The sequence below is a fragment of the Paraburkholderia bryophila genome (assembly GCF_003269035.1).
Classification (GTDB): domain Bacteria; phylum Pseudomonadota; class Gammaproteobacteria; order Burkholderiales; family Burkholderiaceae; genus Paraburkholderia; species Paraburkholderia bryophila.
In genome coordinates, this window is record NZ_QLTK01000015.1 from 1 (window position 1) to 21097 (window position 21097).

At 61.8% G+C, this 21097-nt stretch carries 23 protein-coding genes and 1 pseudogene; 12 read left to right on the top strand and 12 right to left on the bottom strand.

What is annotated here, in order from left to right; all coding sequences use genetic code 11:
- From BX591_RS20845 to BX591_RS20855, 3 genes and pseudogenes are all read left to right on the top strand, one after another.
- Window positions 1–925 (top strand): annotated as a pseudogene (locus BX591_RS20845) (hypothetical protein); the annotation flags it as partial.
- Window positions 926–2078: 1153 nt separating this feature from the next.
- Window positions 2079–2396, top strand: a complete 318-nt coding sequence (locus tag BX591_RS20850; RefSeq protein WP_111933335.1) for an ArsR/SmtB family transcription factor — start codon at window positions 2079–2081, stop codon at window positions 2394–2396.
- Window positions 2397–2479: 83 nt separating this feature from the next.
- The gene (locus tag BX591_RS20855) at window positions 2480–3541 is read left to right on the top strand and encodes an alkene reductase (protein ID WP_111933211.1); all 1062 of its coding nucleotides are present in this window, start codon (window positions 2480–2482) and stop codon (window positions 3539–3541) included.
- 201 nt (window positions 3542–3742) lie between these two features.
- On the opposite strand, the gene BX591_RS20860 is transcribed toward BX591_RS20855, so the two are convergent.
- A complete protein-coding gene (locus BX591_RS20860; RefSeq protein ID WP_111933212.1) occupies window positions 3743–4270 on the bottom strand; it encodes a GNAT family N-acetyltransferase in 528 nt (175 codons plus the stop codon).
- Between the two features lie 138 nt (window positions 4271–4408).
- Here BX591_RS20860 and BX591_RS20865 point away from each other — a divergent pair, with 138 nt between their 5' ends.
- The 4 genes from BX591_RS20865 to BX591_RS20880 all read left to right on the top strand — a co-directional run bounded on the left by BX591_RS20865 (window position 4409) and on the right by BX591_RS20880 (window position 6310).
- Window positions 4409–5056 (top strand): VTT domain-containing protein, encoded by a 648-nt coding sequence (locus BX591_RS20865; protein WP_111933213.1) that lies wholly within the window; start codon window positions 4409–4411, stop codon window positions 5054–5056.
- A gap of 17 nt (window positions 5057–5073) precedes the next feature.
- On the top strand, window positions 5074–5685 hold the full coding sequence (locus tag BX591_RS20870) for a LysE family translocator (protein WP_111933336.1): 612 nt from the start codon (window positions 5074–5076) through the stop codon (window positions 5683–5685).
- A 182-nt stretch (window positions 5686–5867) separates the two neighbouring features.
- Complete coding sequence (locus BX591_RS20875) at window positions 5868–6053, top strand: tlde1 domain-containing protein (protein ID WP_276330775.1); 186 nt, start codon at window positions 5868–5870, stop codon at window positions 6051–6053.
- A complete protein-coding gene (locus tag BX591_RS20880; RefSeq protein WP_111933215.1) occupies window positions 6050–6310 on the top strand; it encodes a hypothetical protein in 261 nt (86 codons plus the stop codon). The genes BX591_RS20875 and BX591_RS20880 overlap by 4 nt, the downstream gene beginning before the upstream one ends.
- On the opposite strand, the gene BX591_RS20885 is transcribed toward BX591_RS20880, so the two are convergent.
- From BX591_RS20885 to BX591_RS20905, 5 genes are all read right to left on the bottom strand, one after another.
- Window positions 6293–6799: an SRPBCC family protein gene (locus BX591_RS20885; protein ID WP_111933216.1), complete on the bottom strand. Its 507-nt coding sequence runs from the start codon at window positions 6797–6799 to the stop codon at window positions 6293–6295. The genes BX591_RS20880 and BX591_RS20885 overlap by 18 nt on opposite strands.
- Window positions 6796–7146, bottom strand: a complete 351-nt coding sequence (locus BX591_RS20890; protein ID WP_111933217.1) for an ArsR/SmtB family transcription factor — start codon at window positions 7144–7146, stop codon at window positions 6796–6798. Before BX591_RS20890 ends, BX591_RS20885 begins: the two co-directional genes overlap by 4 nt.
- Window positions 7147–7149: 3 nt before the next feature.
- A complete protein-coding gene (locus tag BX591_RS20895) occupies window positions 7150–7611 on the bottom strand; it encodes a VOC family protein (RefSeq protein ID WP_111933218.1) in 462 nt (153 codons plus the stop codon).
- 137 nt (window positions 7612–7748) lie between these two features.
- The gene (locus BX591_RS20900) at window positions 7749–8702 is read right to left on the bottom strand and encodes a quinone oxidoreductase family protein (protein WP_111933219.1); all 954 of its coding nucleotides are present in this window, start codon (window positions 8700–8702) and stop codon (window positions 7749–7751) included.
- The gene (locus tag BX591_RS20905; protein ID WP_111933220.1) at window positions 8699–9013 is read right to left on the bottom strand and encodes a hypothetical protein; all 315 of its coding nucleotides are present in this window, start codon (window positions 9011–9013) and stop codon (window positions 8699–8701) included. Before BX591_RS20905 ends, BX591_RS20900 begins: the two co-directional genes overlap by 4 nt.
- Window positions 9014–9110: 97 nt before the next feature.
- Here BX591_RS20905 and BX591_RS20910 point away from each other — a divergent pair, with 97 nt between their 5' ends.
- Window positions 9111–9908, top strand: a complete 798-nt coding sequence (locus BX591_RS20910; protein ID WP_111933337.1) for an AraC family transcriptional regulator — start codon at window positions 9111–9113, stop codon at window positions 9906–9908.
- Between the two features lie 89 nt (window positions 9909–9997).
- On the opposite strand, the gene BX591_RS20915 is transcribed toward BX591_RS20910, so the two are convergent.
- Both BX591_RS20915 and BX591_RS20920 read right to left on the bottom strand, forming a co-directional pair.
- Window positions 9998–11005, bottom strand: coding sequence for a sterol desaturase family protein (locus BX591_RS20915; protein WP_111933221.1), 1008 nt, complete (start codon window positions 11003–11005; stop codon window positions 9998–10000).
- A gap of 75 nt (window positions 11006–11080) precedes the next feature.
- On the bottom strand, window positions 11081–12097 hold the full coding sequence (locus BX591_RS20920; protein WP_111933222.1) for a YncE family protein: 1017 nt from the start codon (window positions 12095–12097) through the stop codon (window positions 11081–11083).
- 256 nt (window positions 12098–12353) lie between these two features.
- On the opposite strand from BX591_RS20920, the gene BX591_RS20925 reads away from it, so the two are divergent.
- The 4 genes from BX591_RS20925 to BX591_RS20940 are packed head-to-tail and all read left to right on the top strand — an operon-like array spanning window position 12354 to window position 16881.
- Window positions 12354–13499 carry a porin gene (locus tag BX591_RS20925; protein ID WP_111933223.1) on the top strand — a complete coding sequence of 382 codons (1146 nt, stop codon included), beginning with the start codon at window positions 12354–12356 and terminating at the stop codon, window positions 13497–13499.
- Window positions 13500–13509: 10 nt separating this feature from the next.
- Entirely contained in the window at window positions 13510–14190 is a 681-nt protein-coding gene (locus BX591_RS20930; RefSeq protein WP_111933224.1) for an ABC transporter ATP-binding protein, read from the top strand.
- A gap of 13 nt (window positions 14191–14203) precedes the next feature.
- Entirely contained in the window at window positions 14204–15178 is a 975-nt protein-coding gene (locus BX591_RS20935) for an ABC transporter substrate-binding protein (RefSeq protein ID WP_111933225.1), read from the top strand.
- Window positions 15178–16881, top strand: coding sequence for an ABC transporter permease (locus BX591_RS20940; protein WP_208459637.1), 1704 nt, complete (start codon window positions 15178–15180; stop codon window positions 16879–16881). Before BX591_RS20935 ends, BX591_RS20940 begins: the two co-directional genes overlap by 1 nt.
- Window positions 16882–17002: 121 nt before the next feature.
- Here BX591_RS20940 and BX591_RS20945 read toward each other — a convergent pair whose 3' ends face one another.
- From BX591_RS20945 to BX591_RS20960, 4 genes are all read right to left on the bottom strand, one after another.
- Window positions 17003–17872 (bottom strand): hypothetical protein, encoded by an 870-nt coding sequence (locus BX591_RS20945; RefSeq protein WP_146749803.1) that lies wholly within the window; start codon window positions 17870–17872, stop codon window positions 17003–17005.
- 142 nt (window positions 17873–18014) lie between these two features.
- A complete protein-coding gene (locus tag BX591_RS20950) occupies window positions 18015–18848 on the bottom strand; it encodes a quaternary amine ABC transporter ATP-binding protein (protein WP_111933227.1) in 834 nt (277 codons plus the stop codon).
- Window positions 18849–18903: 55 nt separating this feature from the next.
- Window positions 18904–19872, bottom strand: coding sequence for an ABC transporter permease (locus BX591_RS20955; RefSeq protein WP_111933228.1), 969 nt, complete (start codon window positions 19870–19872; stop codon window positions 18904–18906).
- 130 nt (window positions 19873–20002) lie between these two features.
- A complete protein-coding gene (locus tag BX591_RS20960) occupies window positions 20003–21040 on the bottom strand; it encodes an ABC transporter substrate-binding protein (protein ID WP_111933229.1) in 1038 nt (345 codons plus the stop codon).
- Window positions 21041–21097: the final 57 nt, after the last annotated feature.

Here is a 21097-nt window from a genome sequence, read left to right on the forward strand (position 1 = left end):
ACCCAGACACCCACCGAATAACCCGCAAAGCTGGTCCAACGGGTGGGTCAGAATTCAATGCAAATCCCGGGTCAGGATTCCGTGCAAATCAACAGAAGAGCTACTGCGATATGCCGCACAGTTCAAGATAGTGGTTCGGTTCGAGTCCCCATCTGACGCGATGCCCGGCACCACGGGGGCGCTAATGGCAGAACGGGCAACACTCTGGGAGCTCCGCGAGCCCGCGCATTTGTTCGGTGAAGGGTTCAGCCGTGAGATGAGAGCCCTGACTACCTTGAGCCGGTATCTGGAGTTCGATACCTGGACGCCTGAAGCCGCAGCTATGCTCATTTGCGGCCTTCAGGCCCCCATCATTGACGGCCAGCTATGCGTGGAGATTCCCGAAAAAGGCGCAATGGGGCTCGATAATTGTTTCATCACGGATAGCCAAGACCCGTTTCACGAGGCAAAACGAGTGCTGGGTATTTGGCGTAGCCAAGAGAATCCACCTACCAGGGTGCGTCTGCTCGAATTCATCCGCTGGTGTCAGACGAGAGGTTTCGATACTTCCTGGCTGCGAAGCATCGAGGAGGACGCGGTCAACAGGGAGCGAGAGGTAGCCCTGCTGTCACCGGACGGTCTTCCAGTAAAAGAGGACGGCCAAACATGCAGCTCAACACCAAGGTCCATCACAAAGCACGCCATCGGGACACGCAGTAATCCCCTCAGGGCGGTCATTGAAAAAGCCAAGTCTTCGGCCGCAGACCCGAGCGACATTCACTCGGTCTGGGCCTCCCTCGTGAAACTGGCACAGAACACCAACCGTCCGGCCCCGTTGCTTGGCTATGCAGACGTCGAGGGCGTCAAGTGGGACGCTAACGGAACTGTAAAATTCTTCACGAAGAAGAACCTAGCGGACCGTATGCGGCGCGCTAACACTCGCTAGGGCGCGCAAAGCCTCGCCGTAGTGCGCGCCTATCGGGGAAAGCGAAGATATGCAAAAAAATCCGTAGCACCTCAATTCAACGCCGGTAGGCGGAAAGGTGATACGAGATGCGCAAGCAGCAACCAACGGATGTTTTAGCAAGAACGGTACAGGGAGAGCGGCAGGTACGTCGGCATACTTTCCGTGTCGTGGAAATTGCCGCGCTCATTGATGCGTGTGGCCACTTCGTGGCTCAACTCGACGCGCATCAGGTGGGTGCCGCTATCAGCCTCTGCGTCGTGGCCTTAGCGGCCTCCGGCGCTGTGGCCGTTGCCTTAGCCTTGACGCTGCGTGCTGCGCTGGCTGCGTGTGGGCGCGTATCGACAAGAAAAGGGCGAAGTCGGTGCGGACGATAGCCATCAGCCTGTTACCAAGGAAACGCGCCGCCTGACTTGCTGGAAAGAGCGACATGCCCAGAGCTCGGGAAGGAACGTCGAGGTTCCAGCCTACGCGTCGCTCCCGATTTTTTCTGGCAAAGCTGCGGCATTAGGCTGCGCCGCGCCTGTACCGAGAAGAAGCGTTCCGTTGCGGTGCTCCTCCTGCGATTGCTCTCAAAACTGGCGGTCGCGAACTCGGATTCTTTGCTGAATTCACACAACACAGAAAAAGCGTTCCGCGCCCCGTTCGGTAAGGTTTTGAGGAGATTTTGCCCCCTACTACGGAACACATTTACGACAGGTCACGGAACGCTTTCGTTTGGTGCGAACAACACCTTGCGACGCGAGAACCTCTCTTGCTCCACCGTCACCGAGTCCGCCAGATTCCACGTTTTGTCTGCATCGCGCTGAAAGAGGTCAACGACTGCGTTATTGGGTGTGTCTGAAGAGCACAGTAGCCTGCCGATAAAATACAAAAAAACTACTTACATAAAAATTCAATAGCTCCCGCACTGAGAATCCGATGTTCTCCGGTTACGAGGCAATCTACGGTCACGGTAAGAGCTCGACAGACTTTATCGTCGCCCGACAGACTTAATTGTTTCCTATCACCTATCGCCCACATAGCCAGTAGTGTCTTCAAGCATATCGTCAAAATACGATATATGATTCGTCTTGTAGCGATGCAGGTGCATGGGCGCCAACCGGCGTTCCACGCCTGCGTGTTGTTGGCAACCATGCAACCGACCCGAACGACGCCCGACATCGACGCGATTCACAAAGCGCTGGCCAACCCGTTACGCCGGGAGATTCTCGGCTGGCTGCGGGAACCGTATGCGCATTTCGCCGATCAGGAATTGACGCTCGACCATGGCGTATGCGCCGGCAAGATCGACGCACGTTGCGGTCTGTCGCAGTCCACCGTGTCGGCGCACCTCGCGGCATTGCAGCGCGCGGGCCTCGTCACGTCGAAGCGGGTTGGCCAGTGGGTGTTTTTCAAACGCAATGAGCCCGTCATTCAAGCCTTTCTCGAACACATGAACGAGCAGCTTTGAGGGTTTCATCCGCGTCAGCACGCCTTTTTCATCACGTCTTTTTTCAGGCCGGGCCACAAGCTCGTCGCCGAAGGTGAACTCTTATGCCGACTCTTTTCGATCCGCTTCAAATTGGCGATATCACGCTGTCGAACCGCATCATCATGGCGCCGCTCACGCGCCAGCGCGCTGAAGAAATCCGCGTGCCGAACGCGTTGATGGCGCGTTACTACGCCGAGCGCGCAAGCGCTGGCCTGATCATCAGCGAAGCCACCTCGGTCACCCCGCAAGGCGTGGGCTACGCCGACACGCCGGGCATCTGGTCGCAGGAACAGGTTGAAGGCTGGAAGCTCGTCACGAAGGCCGTGCATGACGCCGGTGGCAAGATCTTTCTGCAACTGTGGCACGTCGGCCGTATTTCGGATCCGATGTTCCTCAACGGCGAATTGCCCGTGGCGCCGAGCGCGATCGCCGCGCAGGGGCATGTGAGCCTGGTGCGCCCGGAACGTCCGTTCGTTACGCCGCGCGCGCTGGAACTCAACGAAATCGCCGGTCTGGTCGACGCGTACCGCAAAGGCGCCGAGAACGCGAAGACGGCCGGTTTCGACGGGGTTGAAGTGCACGGCGCGAACGGCTATCTGCTCGACCAGTTCCTGCAGGACAGCACCAACCAGCGCACCGACGCCTACGGCGGTCCGATCGAAAACCGCGCGCGTCTGCTGCTGGAAGTCACCGATGCATGCATCGAAGTGTGGGGCGCGAATCGCGTGGGCATGCACCTCGCACCGCGTCGCGACGCGCACGACATGGGCGACTCCGATCCGGCAGCAACGTTCGGTTATGTGGCTCGCGAACTCGGCAAGCGCAAGATCGCGTTCATCGCGGCCCGTGAAGCGCTTGGCGACGACCGCCTCGGCCCGCAACTGAAGCAGGCCTTCGGCGGCCCGTACATCGCCAACGAAAAATTCACCAGGGAAAGCGCGCAACACGTGCTCGACGCGGGTGAAGCAGACGCGGTGGCATGGGGTCAACTGTTCATCGCGAACCCGGATCTGGTGCGCCGCTTCGAAACGAATGCCCCGCTGAACCAGCCGAATCCGGCGACGTACTATGCGCGCGGTGAAACCGGGTATGTGGATTATCCGACGCTGGAAACCGTGGAATAAGCGGGTGGAATAAGCGGGTGGAATGAGCGCCTGCTACGTGGCAGCGCGCTCGCTGTAGCAAGCCGTAAAACGACGCGGTGGATGTGACCGGAAAGAAATAACGGTCACATCCGCCGCGTTTTTCTTTGCGCTGCCGCCCGCGTGCTTCATTCGCACCGCCTCACGCGCCGTCAACATCGGCAAGCCGCAACCCACCCCACCTCAAGCCAGATCGCGCCGCATGAACACGCGTTTCGATTCGTCGAGCCCGCGCGCGATATGCGCGTCGCGCCGTTCGATCAGATGCGCGTCGAGGTCCGCTGTTTCGATATCGCGAAACCCGAGCCGTCGATAGTACGGCGCGTTCCACGGCACCTCGCGATAGGTGGACAGAATCAGTTGCGTGAGCTGCCGGTCCGATGCGTGTTGCGCGACCTGCTCGATCAACGCCGCGCCGATACGGCGCCCCGCATGCGACGTCAGCACATCGAGTTCCTGAATATAGATGCGCGTGGGTTGCGGTTCGAACATAACGAAACCAACGCGCGTCGCATTGGCATCGACGGCGACGATGATCTCGCGCGCGGCGATCTTGTTCTCGACACGCTCGATGTCCATCGGCGGCGCATCGGCAATGCCCGTCAAGCCGACGCTGGCGAAACGCTGACCGGCTTCGAATTCGATGGCGCGGATCGCGTTCGCATCGGGCGGCGCGGCAAAACGGAAAGTGACGGAAGAAGCTTGTGGCATAAAGGTTTCGCAGGTTTGTTTCCGGTTTTATTTGCGCGTGACACAGCGCGATATTGACATCTCTCCAAGGAAATAGACAGGTACTCGCGCCGCCACCGGGCTACACTCCCGAACATCCCAATTCCCCCGCGCCCCGAGATGGATCTGATGCATGTGTTGCAGGTCGCCCTGCACTTCGACCAGCACCTGAGCGGTCTGATCGTGCAATACGGCACCGCCGTTTACGCGATGCTGTTTCTCGTGATATTCGTCGAGATCGGTTTTCTGCCGCTGTTCTTCTTGCCCGGCGATCCGCTGATTTTCATTTGCGGCGGCCTCGCGGCGACCGGTGCGCTGAACGTCTGGCTCGTGATTCCCGTGCTGTTCGCGGCCACTGTCGCCGGCAGCATCGTCGACTATGCGATTGGCCGTGCAATCGGCGAAAAGGTTTACACCGCCGACTATCGCTGGCTCGACAAGAACGCACTGCGCAAGGCGCATGTGTTTTACGAAGCGCGTGGCGGACTGACGTTTCTGCTGTCGCCGTTCATTGCGGTGGTGCGGACCTTTGCGCCGTTCGTCGCGGGCGTTTCGCGCATGACGTTCGCGCGTTTCCTGTCGTTCGTCAGCGCGGGCGCGGCGCTGTGGATCGTGTCGTTGGTGACGGCCGGTTATCTGTTCGGCAATGTGCCCCTGGTGCGCGATCATATGAGTTCGATCGTGTTGCTGGGTGTGGGGCTTGGTGTCGGGTCGTTGCTGGTGAGTGCGGTGTGGCGGTTCGTGAATCGGCGCTGGCGCGCTCGCTGATTTTTTCGGAGATTGTGATGACAGTATCGGCTTTGCTGGTTTTTGCCGTGGCGTTGATCGTCGTGGCCGGCACCCCAGGCCCCAGCGTTGCCGCGCTGGTAGCGCGCGTGCTGACCAATGGCTTTCGCGACGTGCTGCCGTTTCTCGCCGCCATGTGGCTGGGCGAAGCGCTGTGGCTCACCTGCGCGGTCGCCGGACTCGCGGTGCTCGCGCGCAGCTTTGGCATGCTGTTCGTCGTTTTGAAGTTCGCCGGCGTAGCGTACCTGCTATTTCTCGCATGGAAGATGTGGCGCGCGCCGGCGAACGTCGCGGGCGACGACTTGCCACGCGGCCAGTCGCCGTGGCGCATGTTCGTTGCCGGGCTGCTCGTTACGCTTGGCAACCCGAAGATCATGATGTTCTATCTCGCACTGCTGCCAACCATCATCGATCTGTCGCGCGTCGGCACGCTCGCGTGGTTGGAACTGACGCTCACCATGCTGTTCGTGCTGATGACGGCGGATTTCGCGTGGGCGTTGCTCGCTACGCGCGCGCGTAAATTGCTGACCACGCGGCGCGCGGTCAGAATCAGCAACCGCGCGAGCGCGACGGTGATGGCGAGCGTGGCGGCGGCGATTGCTACGCGGTGAGCCGCGGTGATAGTGTGGCTTTGGACCGACGACGTCGGCTGTTCGCATCGTTGCGAATCACGCTCGGCAAACAACATCGCAGCCAGTTCGCATAACCAACCATTTTCAGAATGAATTCAGACTGACTCCCGTTGCGCGCGTCTACGATTTCGTCTTACATTACGGTCCTCCAAAACACGTTCGTGCATGGCGTGCGGCGCGGCAATTTCCGCCTCCATCCCGACGGCCGATTCGGCATCAACGAAGGATGCATCGCCATACAGTCTCCCGCGAGATTCGACCAATTGCGTGCGTATCTGATGGCGCAAGACGCCAAAGCTATTCCCGGCACCAACATCCGATATTTCGGCACGGTAGACGTACGATGAAAACCCTACTGCGCGGCCTATTAGCAATCGCCTTGACCGTACCCGTTTTCCTCGGCATCGCACCGATCAACGCCCTGCTCGCGTGGCTATACAGCGAGAGCGGATATCAGGCGCTTGGCCCGCTGTTCCATCTGTTTTGCACGGTCGGCGTAGAAGGCCACGAAAGCGTGATAACAAGCCTGCTGCTCACTCTGAGTTTCGTCCTCTCCGCGCTCATCGTGTGGCTCGGTGCCGCTTTGCTAAGCCGCAGGCGGTAGACCCCCATCCCCCACTTCCGCGCGCAACGCTGCCAGCAAAGCCTGCCACCACTCCCCATGCCGCAATAGAAACACCCGATCGGGAAAATGATGGCGCGCCACGTGTTCCTGCGGCACCGTATCCCAGCCACGATGCTCGACGGTCACCCGCGTCTCGTCTCCCATCGCTTCGAAACGCACCTCGACATGCGTATGCTGCCCAGCGGAAAAACTCGCCTGCCGCCAGCCGAATGCCAACCGCTCGCCCGGCTCCCACGTCGTGACGCGGCCCACCTCGAACACGCTGCCGTCCGGTTGCGTTTCGATCAGGCGTCCATGGCCGTCGCCACCTTCCTCAACCGGTTCGAACGATAAAACCCCCGCTCCTTGCGGCGTGAATTGAAACAGACCATTAGGGCGCCACCATCGGCCGATATCGCGCGTAAACACTTCGAATGCACGCAACGGCGAAGCGGCAACGCGTAACGACACCTGCACGCGCGAGCTCATTCCTGAGCCTCCAAATGTGCCTTGAACGACAAAAGTTGTTCGGACCACAACGCTTCGGTCTGCTCGAGCCACGCTTTCAATTCGTTCATTGGCGTCGATCGCAATACATAAAGCCGCACGCGCGCGTCGACGCTGTCGCCGCGCGATTCTTCGATCAGTTCACTCGAACGCAGCACCCGCAAGTGCCGGCTCATCGCTTGTGGCGAAAGGCCGGTGGCCTGCGCAAGTTCACCGGCGCGCATGGGTCGCCGGCTCAGCAGATCGACCACCTGACGCCGGTTCGGATCGGCCAGCGCGGCCAGCGTGCGGTCGAGCCGGTCGAGCGAAACGCTCGCGGGTAGTCCCATGCGTTACACCCAGCCTTCGATTGTCAGTCCGCTCTCACGCTCGGCTTCTTCACGCGACACCGCGCGCACCGTCTGCCCAAAGCTCCAGACATGCCCCTCCGGATCGCGAGCCACGTACACACGATCGCCGTAAAACTGATCGGCCAATTCACGCGTAATCACCGCGCCCGCGGCGCACGCGCGAGCGCAGTGTTCGTCGATACCGTCACGTAGTTGCACGTGCACCGACTGCGTATTCTTGCCGCCGATCGACGCCGGGCTCGCCGCATCTTCCGACCATTCGCGGCAGATCATCACGTAGCTGTCGCCGAAACGCATTTCCGAATGGGCCAACTGGCCGTCGCTGTCCGTAATGACCATCTGCCGCTCGAAGCCGAAAGCCTTTTCCAGCCAGTCGAGCGCGGCAAACGCGTCCTTGTAGTACACCGACGCCCCCAACGAAGGACGTTCAAACGATCCGCTCATGATTGCCTCCCTTGATAAACCCTACGGTTAATATTTCACATTATAGTTAAATAAACCGACAAGGCAAGGACGGCAGGTGCAGGCGTGTTCGGCCATGACAACGGCGAACCTGCAGCGAGGCGTTACACGCCTTCCTCCTACGGCACGAACACCGTCCGGCAAGCACTATCCGGATGCCCCCAATGGGTGCCCAGCGCCGCCAGCGGCACCGTTTGAGTCGTCACCTGCAAACCGGCAGGCCCAGCGGCATCGAACACCGCTTTCAGCGCCCCGAACAGATGCGCCAACGGAACGCTGCCGATCCCGCTGCCCACCAGCCTGATATCCGCCGAACGCAGCACGGCCGCCGGCAACGCAATCTCCGCGCCGCTAATCGCGCCGATCTGAACCACGCGCACCGCGTGACCGTCCACCGATGCCTTGGCTGCCGCGATCAACAACGACCGCGCGCTCGCGCCCCACAGATAATCCAGCACCACGTCCACGCCCTCGCGAAACACCGCTTCGAACGCGCGGCTCAGGTTGGCTTCGTCCTGATCGAGTGCAATCGTGTCATCGGCGCCGATGAGCTTGAGCGCTTCCAGCGAAGCCGCGTTACGCCCCGTCGCGATGATTCGCACCGCGCCGAGGTGCTTCGCGACCTGCACGGCCAAGCGTCCAGAGGTGCCCGTTGCACCGTTGATCAACACGGTTTCGCCCGCCACGAAACCCGCCCGCTCGACCAGCGCCGCCCACGACGACATGCCTGGAATCGCGATCGCCGCGGCCGTGACGTCGTCGAGCGTATCGGGCAACGCAATGCAATGCGTGTCCGCGACGAGGCTGTGTTCCGCCATCGCACCGAACGGCGCCTGCGGTTTGAAGAAATAGACGCGTCGTCCGTCGTCCAGTCGGCCGGTGCCGTCCACGCCGGCAACGAACGGAAAGCCGCCCGCGGACGAATAATGCGAGCCCGCGGCCCTGGAACGGGTGACGTGACTGAGCGCGGACGCCGTGACATCGACGACACGCAATCCACCCGACGCTTCGGGTCGAGCGAAATCCGCGTAGACGGGCGCCTCGCCCGCCGCTTTGACAATGGCTGCTTTCATGACGGCTCCTTGCTGTTAGCCTGGGATTGCGTTGAAGCCTGGGATTGAAGCGCTTGGCGTTGCCGCATCTGAACCCACTCGCGCAACGCGTGATCGCGAATCTCGAGCACGTCGAACAGGCCGAGAAGCTGCAATGCAGGCAGCGCATCGACCATATCGGCTTCAGCTTCGGCGTACGCCGCTTCGCTTGCGTTGGGATCGGTCCACACACGCGCATTGGCGAGAAAAGCCGCGACGGTGCCCTTGCGGATCGTCGTACCGCCAATCTCGGTCTGATTGATCGAATCGGGAAGAACCTGTTCAGCTCGCATCGCACTGCACTCCTTGCTGGTCACAATGGAATTCAGTGTAGGCGTGCAAAAGCGGCCGGTCTCCGGTATAAAGGCCAATCAATACGGTATTCAGGCCATGATCCAACCTTTGATTCGCCCGGATCTCGTCACCTCGCCCGCCGGCCCTTTCCTCGCCGCGGCCGAGCTGACGCAAACCGAGGCGCGTTCGACCTCCTCGCATAGTCATGCGCGCGGGCAACTGATGGGGGCGTTGAGCGGGCTCGTCTCAGTGGGCCTCGACCGGCAGCAATGGGTCGTGCCCGCGATTCACGCCATCTGGATTCCGCCGCATTACGAGCACTCGGTGCGCTCTTACGGGCCGTTTTCCGGCTGGAGCGTGTTTATTACCGAGCAGCGCTGCGCGCAACTGCCGCGCGAGCCGCGTGCGATCAAAACCACGCCGTTGCTGCGCGAAGCCGTGCGGCGCGTGGCGAGTTGGCCGGGCGTCGAACTCGACGACGCGCAAACGCGCATCGCGGAAGTCATCGTCGACGAACTCGCGGCGTCGAAAGAGGAATCACTGGATTTGCCGCGGCCCGACGACGCCAGGCTCGTGCGTCTCACGGACGCGCTGATCGGCGATCTGTCCGACAATCGCCGGCTCGACGAATGGGCGGTGTGGGCGGGCCTCGCGCCGCGCACGCTGAGCCGTCGTTTCGTGGCGGAGACCGGTATGACGTTCGCGCAATGGCGGCAACAGGCGCGCCTGCTGCGTGCGCTCGAACTGGTAGCGGACGGCATGCCGGTCACGACGATCGCGCTCGAACTCGGCTACGACAATGTGAGCGCGTTTATCGACATGTTCCGCCGCGCGATGGGCACGACCCCTGGGCGCTATCTGGCGGCCGAAGCGCAGGAGTCGCCGCCGGATTAGTCGGCATCAGGCGTATTGGCGAACTCGCGCGGGAATGAGCCGCGCGGATTCGGCGACTCAGGCCGTCGATCAATCAGCGGCCTACGAGCCTATTCAGCCGCCCCGCCGGCATAGTTACGCTGACCGCGCAAACGCTGCACGATACGACCGAACGCATACCACTGCTGCGCGATCACCCCCCCGCCATACGAGCGGCCCGCACCGTGCGGCACGGGCAACTGATCGCGAATGCCGGTCGGCTCGACGGTGCGATCCCACGACACGGTGCGGAACATCATGTCCCACCACGGAAACAGCACGCCGAAGTTGCACCCATAACGCGTGCCTTCATGCCCATAGCCCACCGCATGATGCCGGCGATGAAAAATCGGGCTGACGATCGCGCGCTCCAGCAGCCATCCATAAGGCAAACGCGCATTCACGTGCTGCACGCTCTGCATGAAATTGCCAACCGCGACCAGCACGACGAACTGCGTCGGCTGCACGCCGATAAACAGCGAAATCGCCGCAAAAAACGCCGCCTGAATGATGTCGTCGAGAAAGTGGTTACGGTCGTCGGCCCACAGCGACATCTGCTGCTGGCTGTGATGCACCGCGTGCAATTCCCACCACACGCCGAAACGGTGCTGCCAGCGGTGATACCAGTAGCCGAAGAAGTCGAGCAAGATCAGGTAGATCAGGAACGACACCACCGGCTGATCGGTCACGCCGGGCCACAAACTGTCTACGTCGATATTCGGCACGTCGTAGATCGCCATCAGGCTCTGCCAGTGATTGAACAGCGGCGTGAGCAGGAAAAAGACCGCGATGTTGATAATGCCGAGCTTGGCGATCCACGTGTAGATCACATCGGCGCGCAGCGCGCGGCGATCCTGCCAGGTCTCGATCGGCCGCAACGCTTCGAGCGGCCGCAACGCGGCATACGTCACGACGATTTCGAGCACGCCGATGATCACCCAGTAGAGCGCGTCGTACGTGTCTTCGTCATAGCCCATCAAGCCGAACTTGAAGAAGAACGGCTGCACCACGTCGACATACAGCAGCGTTTGCAGCGCCGAGATGCCGTTGTCGAGCAGCGCGAGGATATCGTGAATCATCGAAAAACCTCTGAAAAACAGGTGCTGTAATGAAAGCGCAAGCTTGCCGCTTCAATGGGCCTCGAGCCTCCAGCCTTAATCCGGATTCGGCGCGGTGACCGGCGCGCGATTCGCGAAATACAGGCCATGCGGCGAACGTCCGACAGCAATCGTGTCGATAAGTTTTCGCGTCGTGAGATCGATAATGCCCACGTGCTTCGCAAAACGGAACGTCACCCACAGGTAGCGGCGATCGGCGGACAACTCCATGTCGTCCGGTCCCGGCATCAGACCGGTAATGTCGCCGACTTTCGTCAGCGTGTTGTAATCGAGAATGCTGATCGTGCTCTCCACGCGGTTCGACACCGCGATGTGCTGACCGTCGTCGAGATTACGGAAGTTATGCGCGCCACGACCGGTCGGGATCTTCTTCACGAGTTGCTGCTTGTGCCAGTCGACCACGGCCACGTCGTCTTCACCCGTCATGCCGATCAACAGATAGCGATCGCCGGGCGTCATCCACAAACCGGCCGGCGTGTTGCCGATATGCAGCTTCCACAGCACCGTCTGGGTCGCGAGATCGATCGCGGCGACTTCGCCGGTGTCCTGCAGCGTGACGAACACCGTGCGGCTATCCGACGAAAAGGTCATGTGGCTCGGCGTTTTCGACAGCGGCACGCGCTTCGCGAGCGACACGTTCTGACCGTCGTAGCGATACACGTCGACGCGATCCAGCCGCAGCCCCGCCGTGACGAACCACTTGTGATCGGGCGAAAAACCCAGTTGATACGGGTCTTCGATATCTTCGACACGGCGCTGCACTTTGCCCGTGTGCGGGTCGAGAAACATCAGGTCGTTGGACACCGAATCGGCCACGATCAGCGAGCGGCCGTCGGGCGTGATCATCAGATGGTGCGGTTCCTTGCCGGTCGGCTCGGTGCCGATCACCTGGTGGGTGGCTTCGTCGACGAGCGAGAGTTTCGCTTCGCCGGAATCGAGCACGATGACGTTGTCCGCGGCCTGCGCGAGGCCGGTCGCGAACAGGCCGCACAGCAGCGCGGCGCGCACGCCTGCCTTGGAAATCGTCGTGATCGTTGAAAGTGGAAATGACATGTGATGAATTTCGCGCGCGAAAAAAACCGATGGGGAATGGGGGGCAGACTGGCGAGCATCGGCATCGAGATCGACGACAACGACGGCAAGCACGGCTGTCCCTTCATAACGTGACAACCCGGCTCGCCGATGACACGAATCGGTCATTCGCGGCAGGAAACACCGGAAAAAATGCCGGAGGTTACGCTGTCATTCATTTGACTTAAGCCCAGCTTACATTCACGGCTCAAACTTAATCCCAAAGAGGACACAATCCGTGAACCACTCCTACCGCATCGCGGCGGTCGGCTGCTGTCTGGCCGTTTCCGTCTGTCAGTCGAACACCAGTTTCGCCGCCTCGGAAGCTTCTTCCTCTTCCTCCGTCACGTTGTACGGCATTATCGATACCGGTGTCGAATTCCTCAACAATGCTTCGGCCACCAAGGGTCAGACGCACGACGTCACGCGTTTGACCTCAGGCAATCTGTCAGGCTCGCGTTGGGGCCTGACCGGCACGGAAGATCTCGGCGGCGGCTCGAAGACTTTCTTCCGGCTGGAAAGCGGCTTCAACGTGGACAGCGGCGCGCTGCTGCAAGGCGGCCGCGAATTCGGTCGGCTCGCGTACGTAGGCCTGTCGGACACCACTTACGGTTCGCTGTCGCTGGGTCGTCAAGGCGGCCTGTTCCTCGACTGGATGAGCCTCTACAACCCGCTCGGCAATGCGGTCTACGCGATCAAGATGCAGGACCCGGCGTTCTCCGACAGGCTCGACAACACGGTCCGCTATGAGCACCATTTCGGCCCGGTCACCGCGCTCGTCCAGTACAGCCTCGGTTACGACAACGTCACGTACGGCGCGCAACCGGCCGGCGACACGCGCAATGCGCGCGTGATCGAAGCCGGCCTGCGCTACAAGAGCGGCCCGCTCAGCGCAGCGATCGCGTACGACCAGAAAAACGGCGGCAGCACCAGCCCGACGGCGGCACACACTACCAAGGCAGGCGGCTACGAAGGCGACGTGGACCGGCGTATCGGCGTCGGCGTGCGCTATGCGCTGGCCTCCACGGATCTGTTCGGCGGCTACCGCTACCTCAATTCGAAAGCGATCCACCTGAGCACGCTCTCCACCGGCCCGGTCGAAGCGACCAGCCTCTACTGGCTCGGCGCGACTTATCACGCGAGCGCCGCGCTGAACCTGTCGAGCACGGCGATGTACCAGAACTTCTATGGCACCTCGCGCGATCCGTGGTCGTTCCAGGTGGACGCGGATTACTTCCTGTCCAAGCGCACCGATCTGTATCTGAACCTCGCGTATGCGCTGAACCGCAACGGCTCGAATCTCGGCCTGAACGGTTTCGCCACCGACGTCGTGGCGGGCAAGAATCAGGTCGGCCTGATGGCCGGCATTCGCCACACGTTCTGAGGACGGCGGGATGGAAAGCGCGAGCGTATCGATCCGCGTGCGCGGACTTCGTCAGACTTTCGGCGCGCAGGCCGTACTCGACGGCGTCGATCTCGACGTGCCGGCGGGCACCACGCTCGCGCTGCTCGGACCGTCCGGCTGCGGCAAGAGCACCTTGCTCAAACTGCTGGCCGGGCTGCTGAAACCGGACGCGGGCCGCGTGATGTTCGGCGACGAAACCGTCGCCGATGCGGCGACCTGTGTGCCGCCCGAGTCGCGCGGCCTCGGCATGGTGTTTCAGGACTATGCGTTGTGGCCGCATATGACGGTGGCCGGCAACGTGTCGTTTCCGCTGGAAATGCGCGGCGTCGGCCTGCGCGAGCGCGGCGAGCGAGTTGCCGCGGCGCTCGCGCGCGTCGGTCTCGACGGGATCGGCGCGCGGCGTCCGTCGGCGTTATCGGGCGGCCAGCAGCAGCGCATCGCGCTGGCCCGCGCGATCGTCGCCGAGCCGCGCATCCTGTTGTTCGACGAACCGCTGTCGAACCTCGACAGCCCGTTGCGAGCGAGTCTGTGCGACGAGATCGGCGGGCTGCTCGCGCAACTCGGCACGACGGCGGTCTATGTAACGCACGAGCGCAAGGAAGCCGAAGCCCTCGCCCATACGATCGTCACGCTCGCACACGGGCGCGTGGAAAGCGTCCTTCACCGGTAAAGGAATCGCTACAATGTTCAAGTCAATTTTCTTCGTTATTCTCACCATGTCGTTGACCCTCGGGCTGGGCACCTCCTCGGCCGAAGCTGTTTCTATTACCGTCTATACCGCCGGCCCCGGCAACCTCAGCAAGAAACTCGCGCTCGGTTTCGAGCGCAAGACGGGCATCAAGGTCGATCTGTTTCAGGCCACCACCGGCAAGGTGATGGCGCGTCTCGAAGCCGAGGCGAGCAATCCGCACGCGGACGTGTTGATCTCCGCTTCGTGGGACACCGCACAGGATCTGGAAAAACGCGGCTGGCTGCTCGACTATCAAAGCCCGAATGCCGCGCACGTGTCGCCCATGTTCAAAGGCCCCGCGTATGTCGCGCAAGGCATCTCGGCGCTCGGTATCGTGTGGAATACGCGCACCGGCAAGCCGGAACCTCACGACTGGCGCGATCTCGCGGCACCGGCTTATCGCAATCAGGTGACCACGCCGAATCCGGCGCTCTCGGGTGCCTCGCTCGATCTGCTGCTTGGCTTGCAGGATCGGCTAGGTGAATCCGCGTGGTCGCTGTTCGACAGCCTGCACAAGAACGGCATGGTCGTGCTCGGTCCGAATGCGCAGGCTATCAACCCGGTGCTGCAAGGCGCGAAGTCAGCGGTATTCGGCGCGGTCGACTACGTGGCTTACGGCGCGGCCTCGAACGGCGAATCGGTCAAGGTGATCTTTCCGAGCAGCGGCACCGTGATCGCGCCGCGTCCCATGATGATCCTCAAGACCTCGCACGTGCAGAACGAAGCGCGCGCGTTCATCGACTACGTGTTGTCCGACGAAGGCCAGAAGCTGGTCGCCGACGCGTGGCTGATTCCGGCGCGCGACGATATCGCCGGTACGCGTCCGCCGTTGAAAGATCTGAAGCTGCTGCCGCAAGACGACGGCTCGAACACCAAGACGCGTGCCGAAGTGCTCGCGCGTTTCAATACGCTGTTCGGCGATCACTAATGGCTCGCGTGATGATGCGCGCCGCGCCGCCGAACGGTGCGCCGCGCGGCGGTTCGGCCTGGCTGCTGACGCCGCTGCTCGCCGCGCTCGCCGTGCTGATCGCGTTGCCGATCGGCTTCGTCGTGCTGCAGGCGATCTTTCCGTTGCTCACCCGCGGCTCGTTCGCGCATCCGTTTAGCGCGTTCGGCGCGGCGCTGGTGCGCGCCGATACCCTCCCCTTGCTCGGCAATACGGTGCGCTTCGGTGTGAGCGTTGCGCTCGCCAGCGTGGCGCTCGGTTTGCCGCTTGGCGTCGTGCGTGGTTTGTTCCGGCTGCCGGGCGCGCGCGTGTGGGATCTGCTATTTCTCGCGCCGTTTCTGATTCCACCGTACCTCGCGGCGTTCGGCTGGATTCTGCTGCTGCAACCGAACGGGTATCTCGAACAGTTGAGCGGCGTGAATCTCGGCCGCTTTCTGTTCTCGTTCAACGGCGTGGTCGCGGCCATGACGCTCGGCGTGTTTCCGGTCGTCTACTTTTCGGTGTCGCGCACGCTGGCCGCGTTGGGCGGGCGCCTCGCCGACGTGGCGCGGGTGTTCGGCGCGGGCCCGTGGCGCAGTTTCGCGCGCATCACGTTGCCGTTGATGCTACCCGCCCTCGCCGCCAGCGCACTGCTGACCTTCACGATGGCGATCGAGGAATTCGGCGTACCGTCCGCGCTGGGTTCGCGTGCCGGGTTTAGTTTGATGGTGACGTCGATCGAAGAACGCTTCTCCGATTGGCCGATCGATCTGCCCGGCGCCTCGGTGCTCGCGCTGCTGCTTGCCTTGCTCGCATTAGCGGCCTTTGTGCTGCAACGGCGCCTGCTGGCGGGCCGCGACTTCGAAACGCAGACCGGCAAGCCCACCGCAACGTTACGGCGCGAATTGGGCCGCTGGCGTTGGCCGGTGCTTCTGATGTTCGGCTTCGTTGCACTCTGCGCCGCGATCGCGCCGTTGTTCGCCATCGTCACGACGGCGTTCTCGCGCACGCTGTCGGGTGGCTTCGCGATCGACAACCTCACGCTCGCGCACTTCAAGGCGCTTTCCGCAGGCAGCGACGGCGCGAGCGCGCTCGGCACGAGTCTCGCGCTTGCCGCCGCGACGGCTTTCGTGACGGGTGCATTGGGTTTTCTCAGCGCATGGGTCGTCGTGAAAACGCGCCTGCGGGGCCGTGCCGCGCTCGACGCGTTGACGCTGCTGCCGCATGCGTTGCCCGGCATCGTCGTCGGCGTGGGGTTGATACTCGCGTGGAATCTGCCGATCTGGCCGGTCACGCCGTACAACACGTGGGGCATTCTGTTGCTGTCGTATAGCTGCCTGCTGTTGCCGTATCCGATTCGCTATACGAGCGCGGCGTTGCGTCAGCTCGGTTCGGGACTCGAAGCCGCGGCGCGCGTGCATGGCGCGACGAGCACGCGCGTGTTGCTGAGAATCGTGTTGCCGCTGGTTGCGCCGGCGTTGATATCGTCCGTGATGATCGTGTTCGCGGTCGCTTCGCGTGAGCTGGTGACGTCGTTGCTGCTCGCACCGAGCGGCGTGCAGACCGCGTCGATCTTTATCTGGCAGCAGTTCGAGCAGGGTTCGATCGGCGACGGCATGGCGATGGGCACCGTAACCCTGTTGATCAGTGGCGCGTTGCTCGGTTGCGGCGCGCGCTGGGCGAAACGTTTCGACGACGCGGCTTGAATGTGACTGGAAGCGAGTGCGGTGAGTTGATCAGTTTCACCGCACTCGCCTGGGTTCTGCGCTAATGCTGTGATTTTTGCATTAACGCAGAACCGCTCTACCGTCCTACCGCCTTACTGTTTTACTGCCCGCAGAACGTCGGCTGATACTTGTACACCCACGCGGTCTTCGTCGAACTCGGCGACTGCACCCAGTTCGTCATGCCCTGAATCACGCTGAACATGAGTTGCGAGCGCGAGGTCACCTTGTCGGTGAAAACACCGTCGCTGTTCACGTCGACCTCGAAAGAAATCTCCGCCAGTGCGGGCGTCGTCGACCCGTTCGCGTACCAGACCGTCATCGTGAAGTCGGCATCTTCCTGACCGAGATCGCTGAGCACGCCGTCGTACGTGACTTCGTGAATCGACAGCCCACTCACCGGCACCAGCGTTTGACCGCTGATGCTGTCGAACACGTGCGTGGTCGGGAACAGATCCTTGATGTCGCTCAGGTGGTTGATGTTCTTCGAGTCCGACAGCGGTTCATTGGTCGAATGCGAATAGGTCTGGTTCGACGGCGGCGTAATGTCGTCTTCGAGTTTGCTCTTCGCTTTCGATGAACTGCCGCTCACGTCGGTATTCGCCGACGTCGTCTGGTTCGGCGAGCCGAACTTCAGTTCGATATTGCGGCCGCTGCTGTCGTCGCGTTCGCGCATCGAATAGCCGGCCTGCTTCACCGCGCAAGTGCCCGGTGAGTCGTAGTACAGCACGGTGCGATCGTTGTCGGCCTTGAAGCTGCCGGTGACCGTGCGATCGAAACCATTGGCCGCGAGACTCGCCTGCAGATCGGTGAGAAAGCGATTGGCCGCATCCGCCGGCTGGCTCGCGAAACCCGCGGGGTCGAGCAGTACTTTGTATTCACGACTGCCCACCGACGGCGTGCCCGCGTGAGCGACGCTGCTTGCGCATAGCAAGGCAACGGTTCCTGCATGATGCCATCTGATCTTTGTCATTTCGGTTCTCATGGATTGAAAGGGTACAGCCCCTCCAATCTACGAGTACCGAGTGACAACGCAGTGAAGCGAAGCGATTCAAAATCAGATTCCGTGAGACCGCTTCGCGTTGCAGCGAACCGGCGTTTGCGTCACGGTCGTATCACTGTCGCGTCGCGCTCCGATCCGAACGTCGCTCCACGAAACGCCTCACATAGTCGTCCGCCGGTCGCGTCAGAATTTCGTCGGGCGTGCCTTGCTGCACCAGCTTGCCGTCGCGCAGAATCGCGATACGATTGCCGATCCGCAGCGCCTCGTCGAGATCGTGTGTGATAAACACAATCGTCTTCTTCAGCGTGGCCTGCAATTGCAGCAACTGATCCTGCATCTCCGTGCGAATCAGCGGGTCGAGTGCGGAGAACGCTTCGTCCATCAGCAACACGTCCGTATCCGCGGCGAGCGCACGCGCAAGGCCGACACGTTGACGCATGCCGCCGGACAACTCGTCGGGATAGTGCTCGTCGTAACCGTTCAGGCCCACCTTGCCGAGCCACACGCGCGCCTTGTCATTAGCCTCGGCGCGGCTTTCGCCGCGCACGCGCAATGCGTACGAGGTGTTGTCGAGCACGGTTTGATGCGGCAGCAGCCCGAAGTTCTGGAACACCATGCTGACCTTATAGCGGCGCAATTCACGCAAGCCCTGCGCGCCAAGCTTGATGACGTCCGACCCATCGATCACGATCTCGCCTGCGGTCGGTTCGATCAGCCGGTTGAAGTGGCGCACCAGCGTCGACTTGCCGGAGCCGGAAAGTCCCATGATCACGAAGATTTCGCCCGAACCGATGTTCAGGCTGACGTCGTTGAGACCGACATTGCAGCCGGTTTGCGCGAGCACGTCGGCTTTACCTTTGCCGCCGCGCAACAGGTCCAGCACACGCGCGTGACTCGTGGGCGGGCCGAACAGCTTGTACACGTGTTTGACTTCGATCGCTGCCATCTCGCTCTCCTGGTGCTTTGCTCTGAATGGACTATTGGGCTATCGGGTGCGGCAATTACTTCGCCGCGCGGGTTTCGAGCCCGCTTTCCGCCGCGCCCTGCTCATTCGCCTGCGCGCTACCCACGCGATACGGAATCCGCGAGGCCGCTTTTGCCTTTCTGCGCTGCGCGAACAGACGCCGTGTACGACGGTCCTGCCCATAGCCCTGACTGATACGGTCGATCACGATCGCGAGGATCACGATGGCAATGCCCGCCTGCATGCCCTTGCCCACGTCGAGCGTCTGAATCCCGGCGAGCACGTCTTCGCCGAGACCGCGCGAGCCGATCATGGAGGCGATCACCACCATGGAAAGCGCCATCATCGTGGTCTGGTTGATGCCGGCCATGATGCTCGGGCGCGCCAACGGCAGCTGCACGTTGACCAGCAACTGCCAGCGCGTGGTGCCGAACGCGCGCGCCGCCTCGACCACTTCACCATCCACGTGACGAATGCCGAGGTCGGTCAGGCGAATCAGCGGCGGCAACGCGTAGATGATCGTCGCAAGAATCGCCGGCACCTTGCCGAGACCGAACAGCATCAGCACCGGGATCAGGTAGACGAAGCTGGGCAGCGTCTGCATCACGTCGAGCGTGGGCAACAGCAGGCGACGCAGCCACGCGCTGCGCGAGGTCAGAATGCCGAGCGGCACACCGAACGACACCGACAGCACCGTGGCCACCAGCATCAACGCGAGCGTCTGCATCAGCTTTTCCCACAGGCCGAAGCAACCGATCGCGTAGAGCAGCAAGATAAAGAACCCGGCGATGGTCAAGCGCCGGGTCGCATTCCACGTGATCGCGCCGACCGCGAGCAGGATCAGCCACGGCGGCAACGCGCGCAGCGCGCCTTCGAGCGGCACCAGCACATAGCGCAACACGGTAATGCTGAACTGATGAAAACCGTCGCCGTAGCGGGTCACGAACGATTGCACGGCGTCGTTCACCCAGTCGGCAATCGAAAGATGCAGAAAAAACGAATTCATGATCAGGCCTCCACGGCAAACGCAAAGCGAGTCGCCGCGCTTGTGCGTCTGCGGTCCGGCGTGAACCTGTCCAGGCCTCACGCCGTCGAAATCGGCCGGACGTTATAACCGCCCGGCACTGCGCTATCGATCAGGCGCCGCTGAGTCCGGCCTGCACTTTGGACGCGACGTCGGCCGGCACCCATTGCTTCCACATCTCCGGATGCTCGCGCAGGAACTGCGTGGCCATGGCCGAGCCATCGAGTTTCTTCATGCTCATTTCGAGGATCGTGCTGTTCAGAAAGTCCATCGGAAACTTGACTTTGTTGAGCATGGACACGAGTTGCGGATCGGCGTCGTAAAACGGTGTGGACACGCCTACGGTGACATGCGAAACCATGTACGACGATGCGCATTGCGACGTACTGCTCTCATCGCGCAAGGTCTTCCAGCAGGCGTCGTTATAGGCCGGCATTTTCAATTCGACGAATTTGTACTTTGCCATCAACGCGGCCGGTCCCCAGTAATAGAACACGATCGGCGCGCCGCGCTGATATGCGGAGGCGATCGCCGCATCCAGTGCCGCGCCGGTGCCCGGATGGAAGTTGGTATAGGTCGCGTCCAGATTCAGTACTTTCAGCAGGCGCGTATTGACGCGTTCGCAGTCCCAGCCGGTCGGGCAGTTGAGAAAGCGGCCCTTGTCCGGTTCCTCGTCGTCGGCGAATACGCTTTTGTATTTCGGCAAATCGGTCACCGCGACGAGACCCGGTGCGAGCGGTTTGATACCGCGTTTCGGATCGCCCTTCACCACGTATTCCGGCACGAACCAGCCCTCTTTCGTACCGCCCGGCAAGGTATCGCCGACCAGTTTCACGCTGCCCGACGCGACCGCCTTCTCGGTGATCTCGCTGCGGCCGGTCCATTGTTCGGCCCACACCTGCACGTCGTTGTGCGCGAGCGCGGTTTCGGTGGCCGCCGTACTGCCGGGCACGACGTCGGTTTTGCAGCCGTAGCCCTTCTCCAGAATCTGCCGCAACACTTCGGTCGCGAAGGAACCGCTTTCCCACGTGATACCGGCAAAGTGGACGGTCTTGCCTTGCGTGCACCAGCTATCCGCGGCGTGCGCGGTCGTGCCGGTCAAGGCGATGGCGGCGGCGCACAGCACCGCGCGGAGTTGTCTGCATTGCATCGTGGATCACCCTTGGAGTAATGAATTGCATGGAATGGGTTGGCAGGGCAAGCGTCG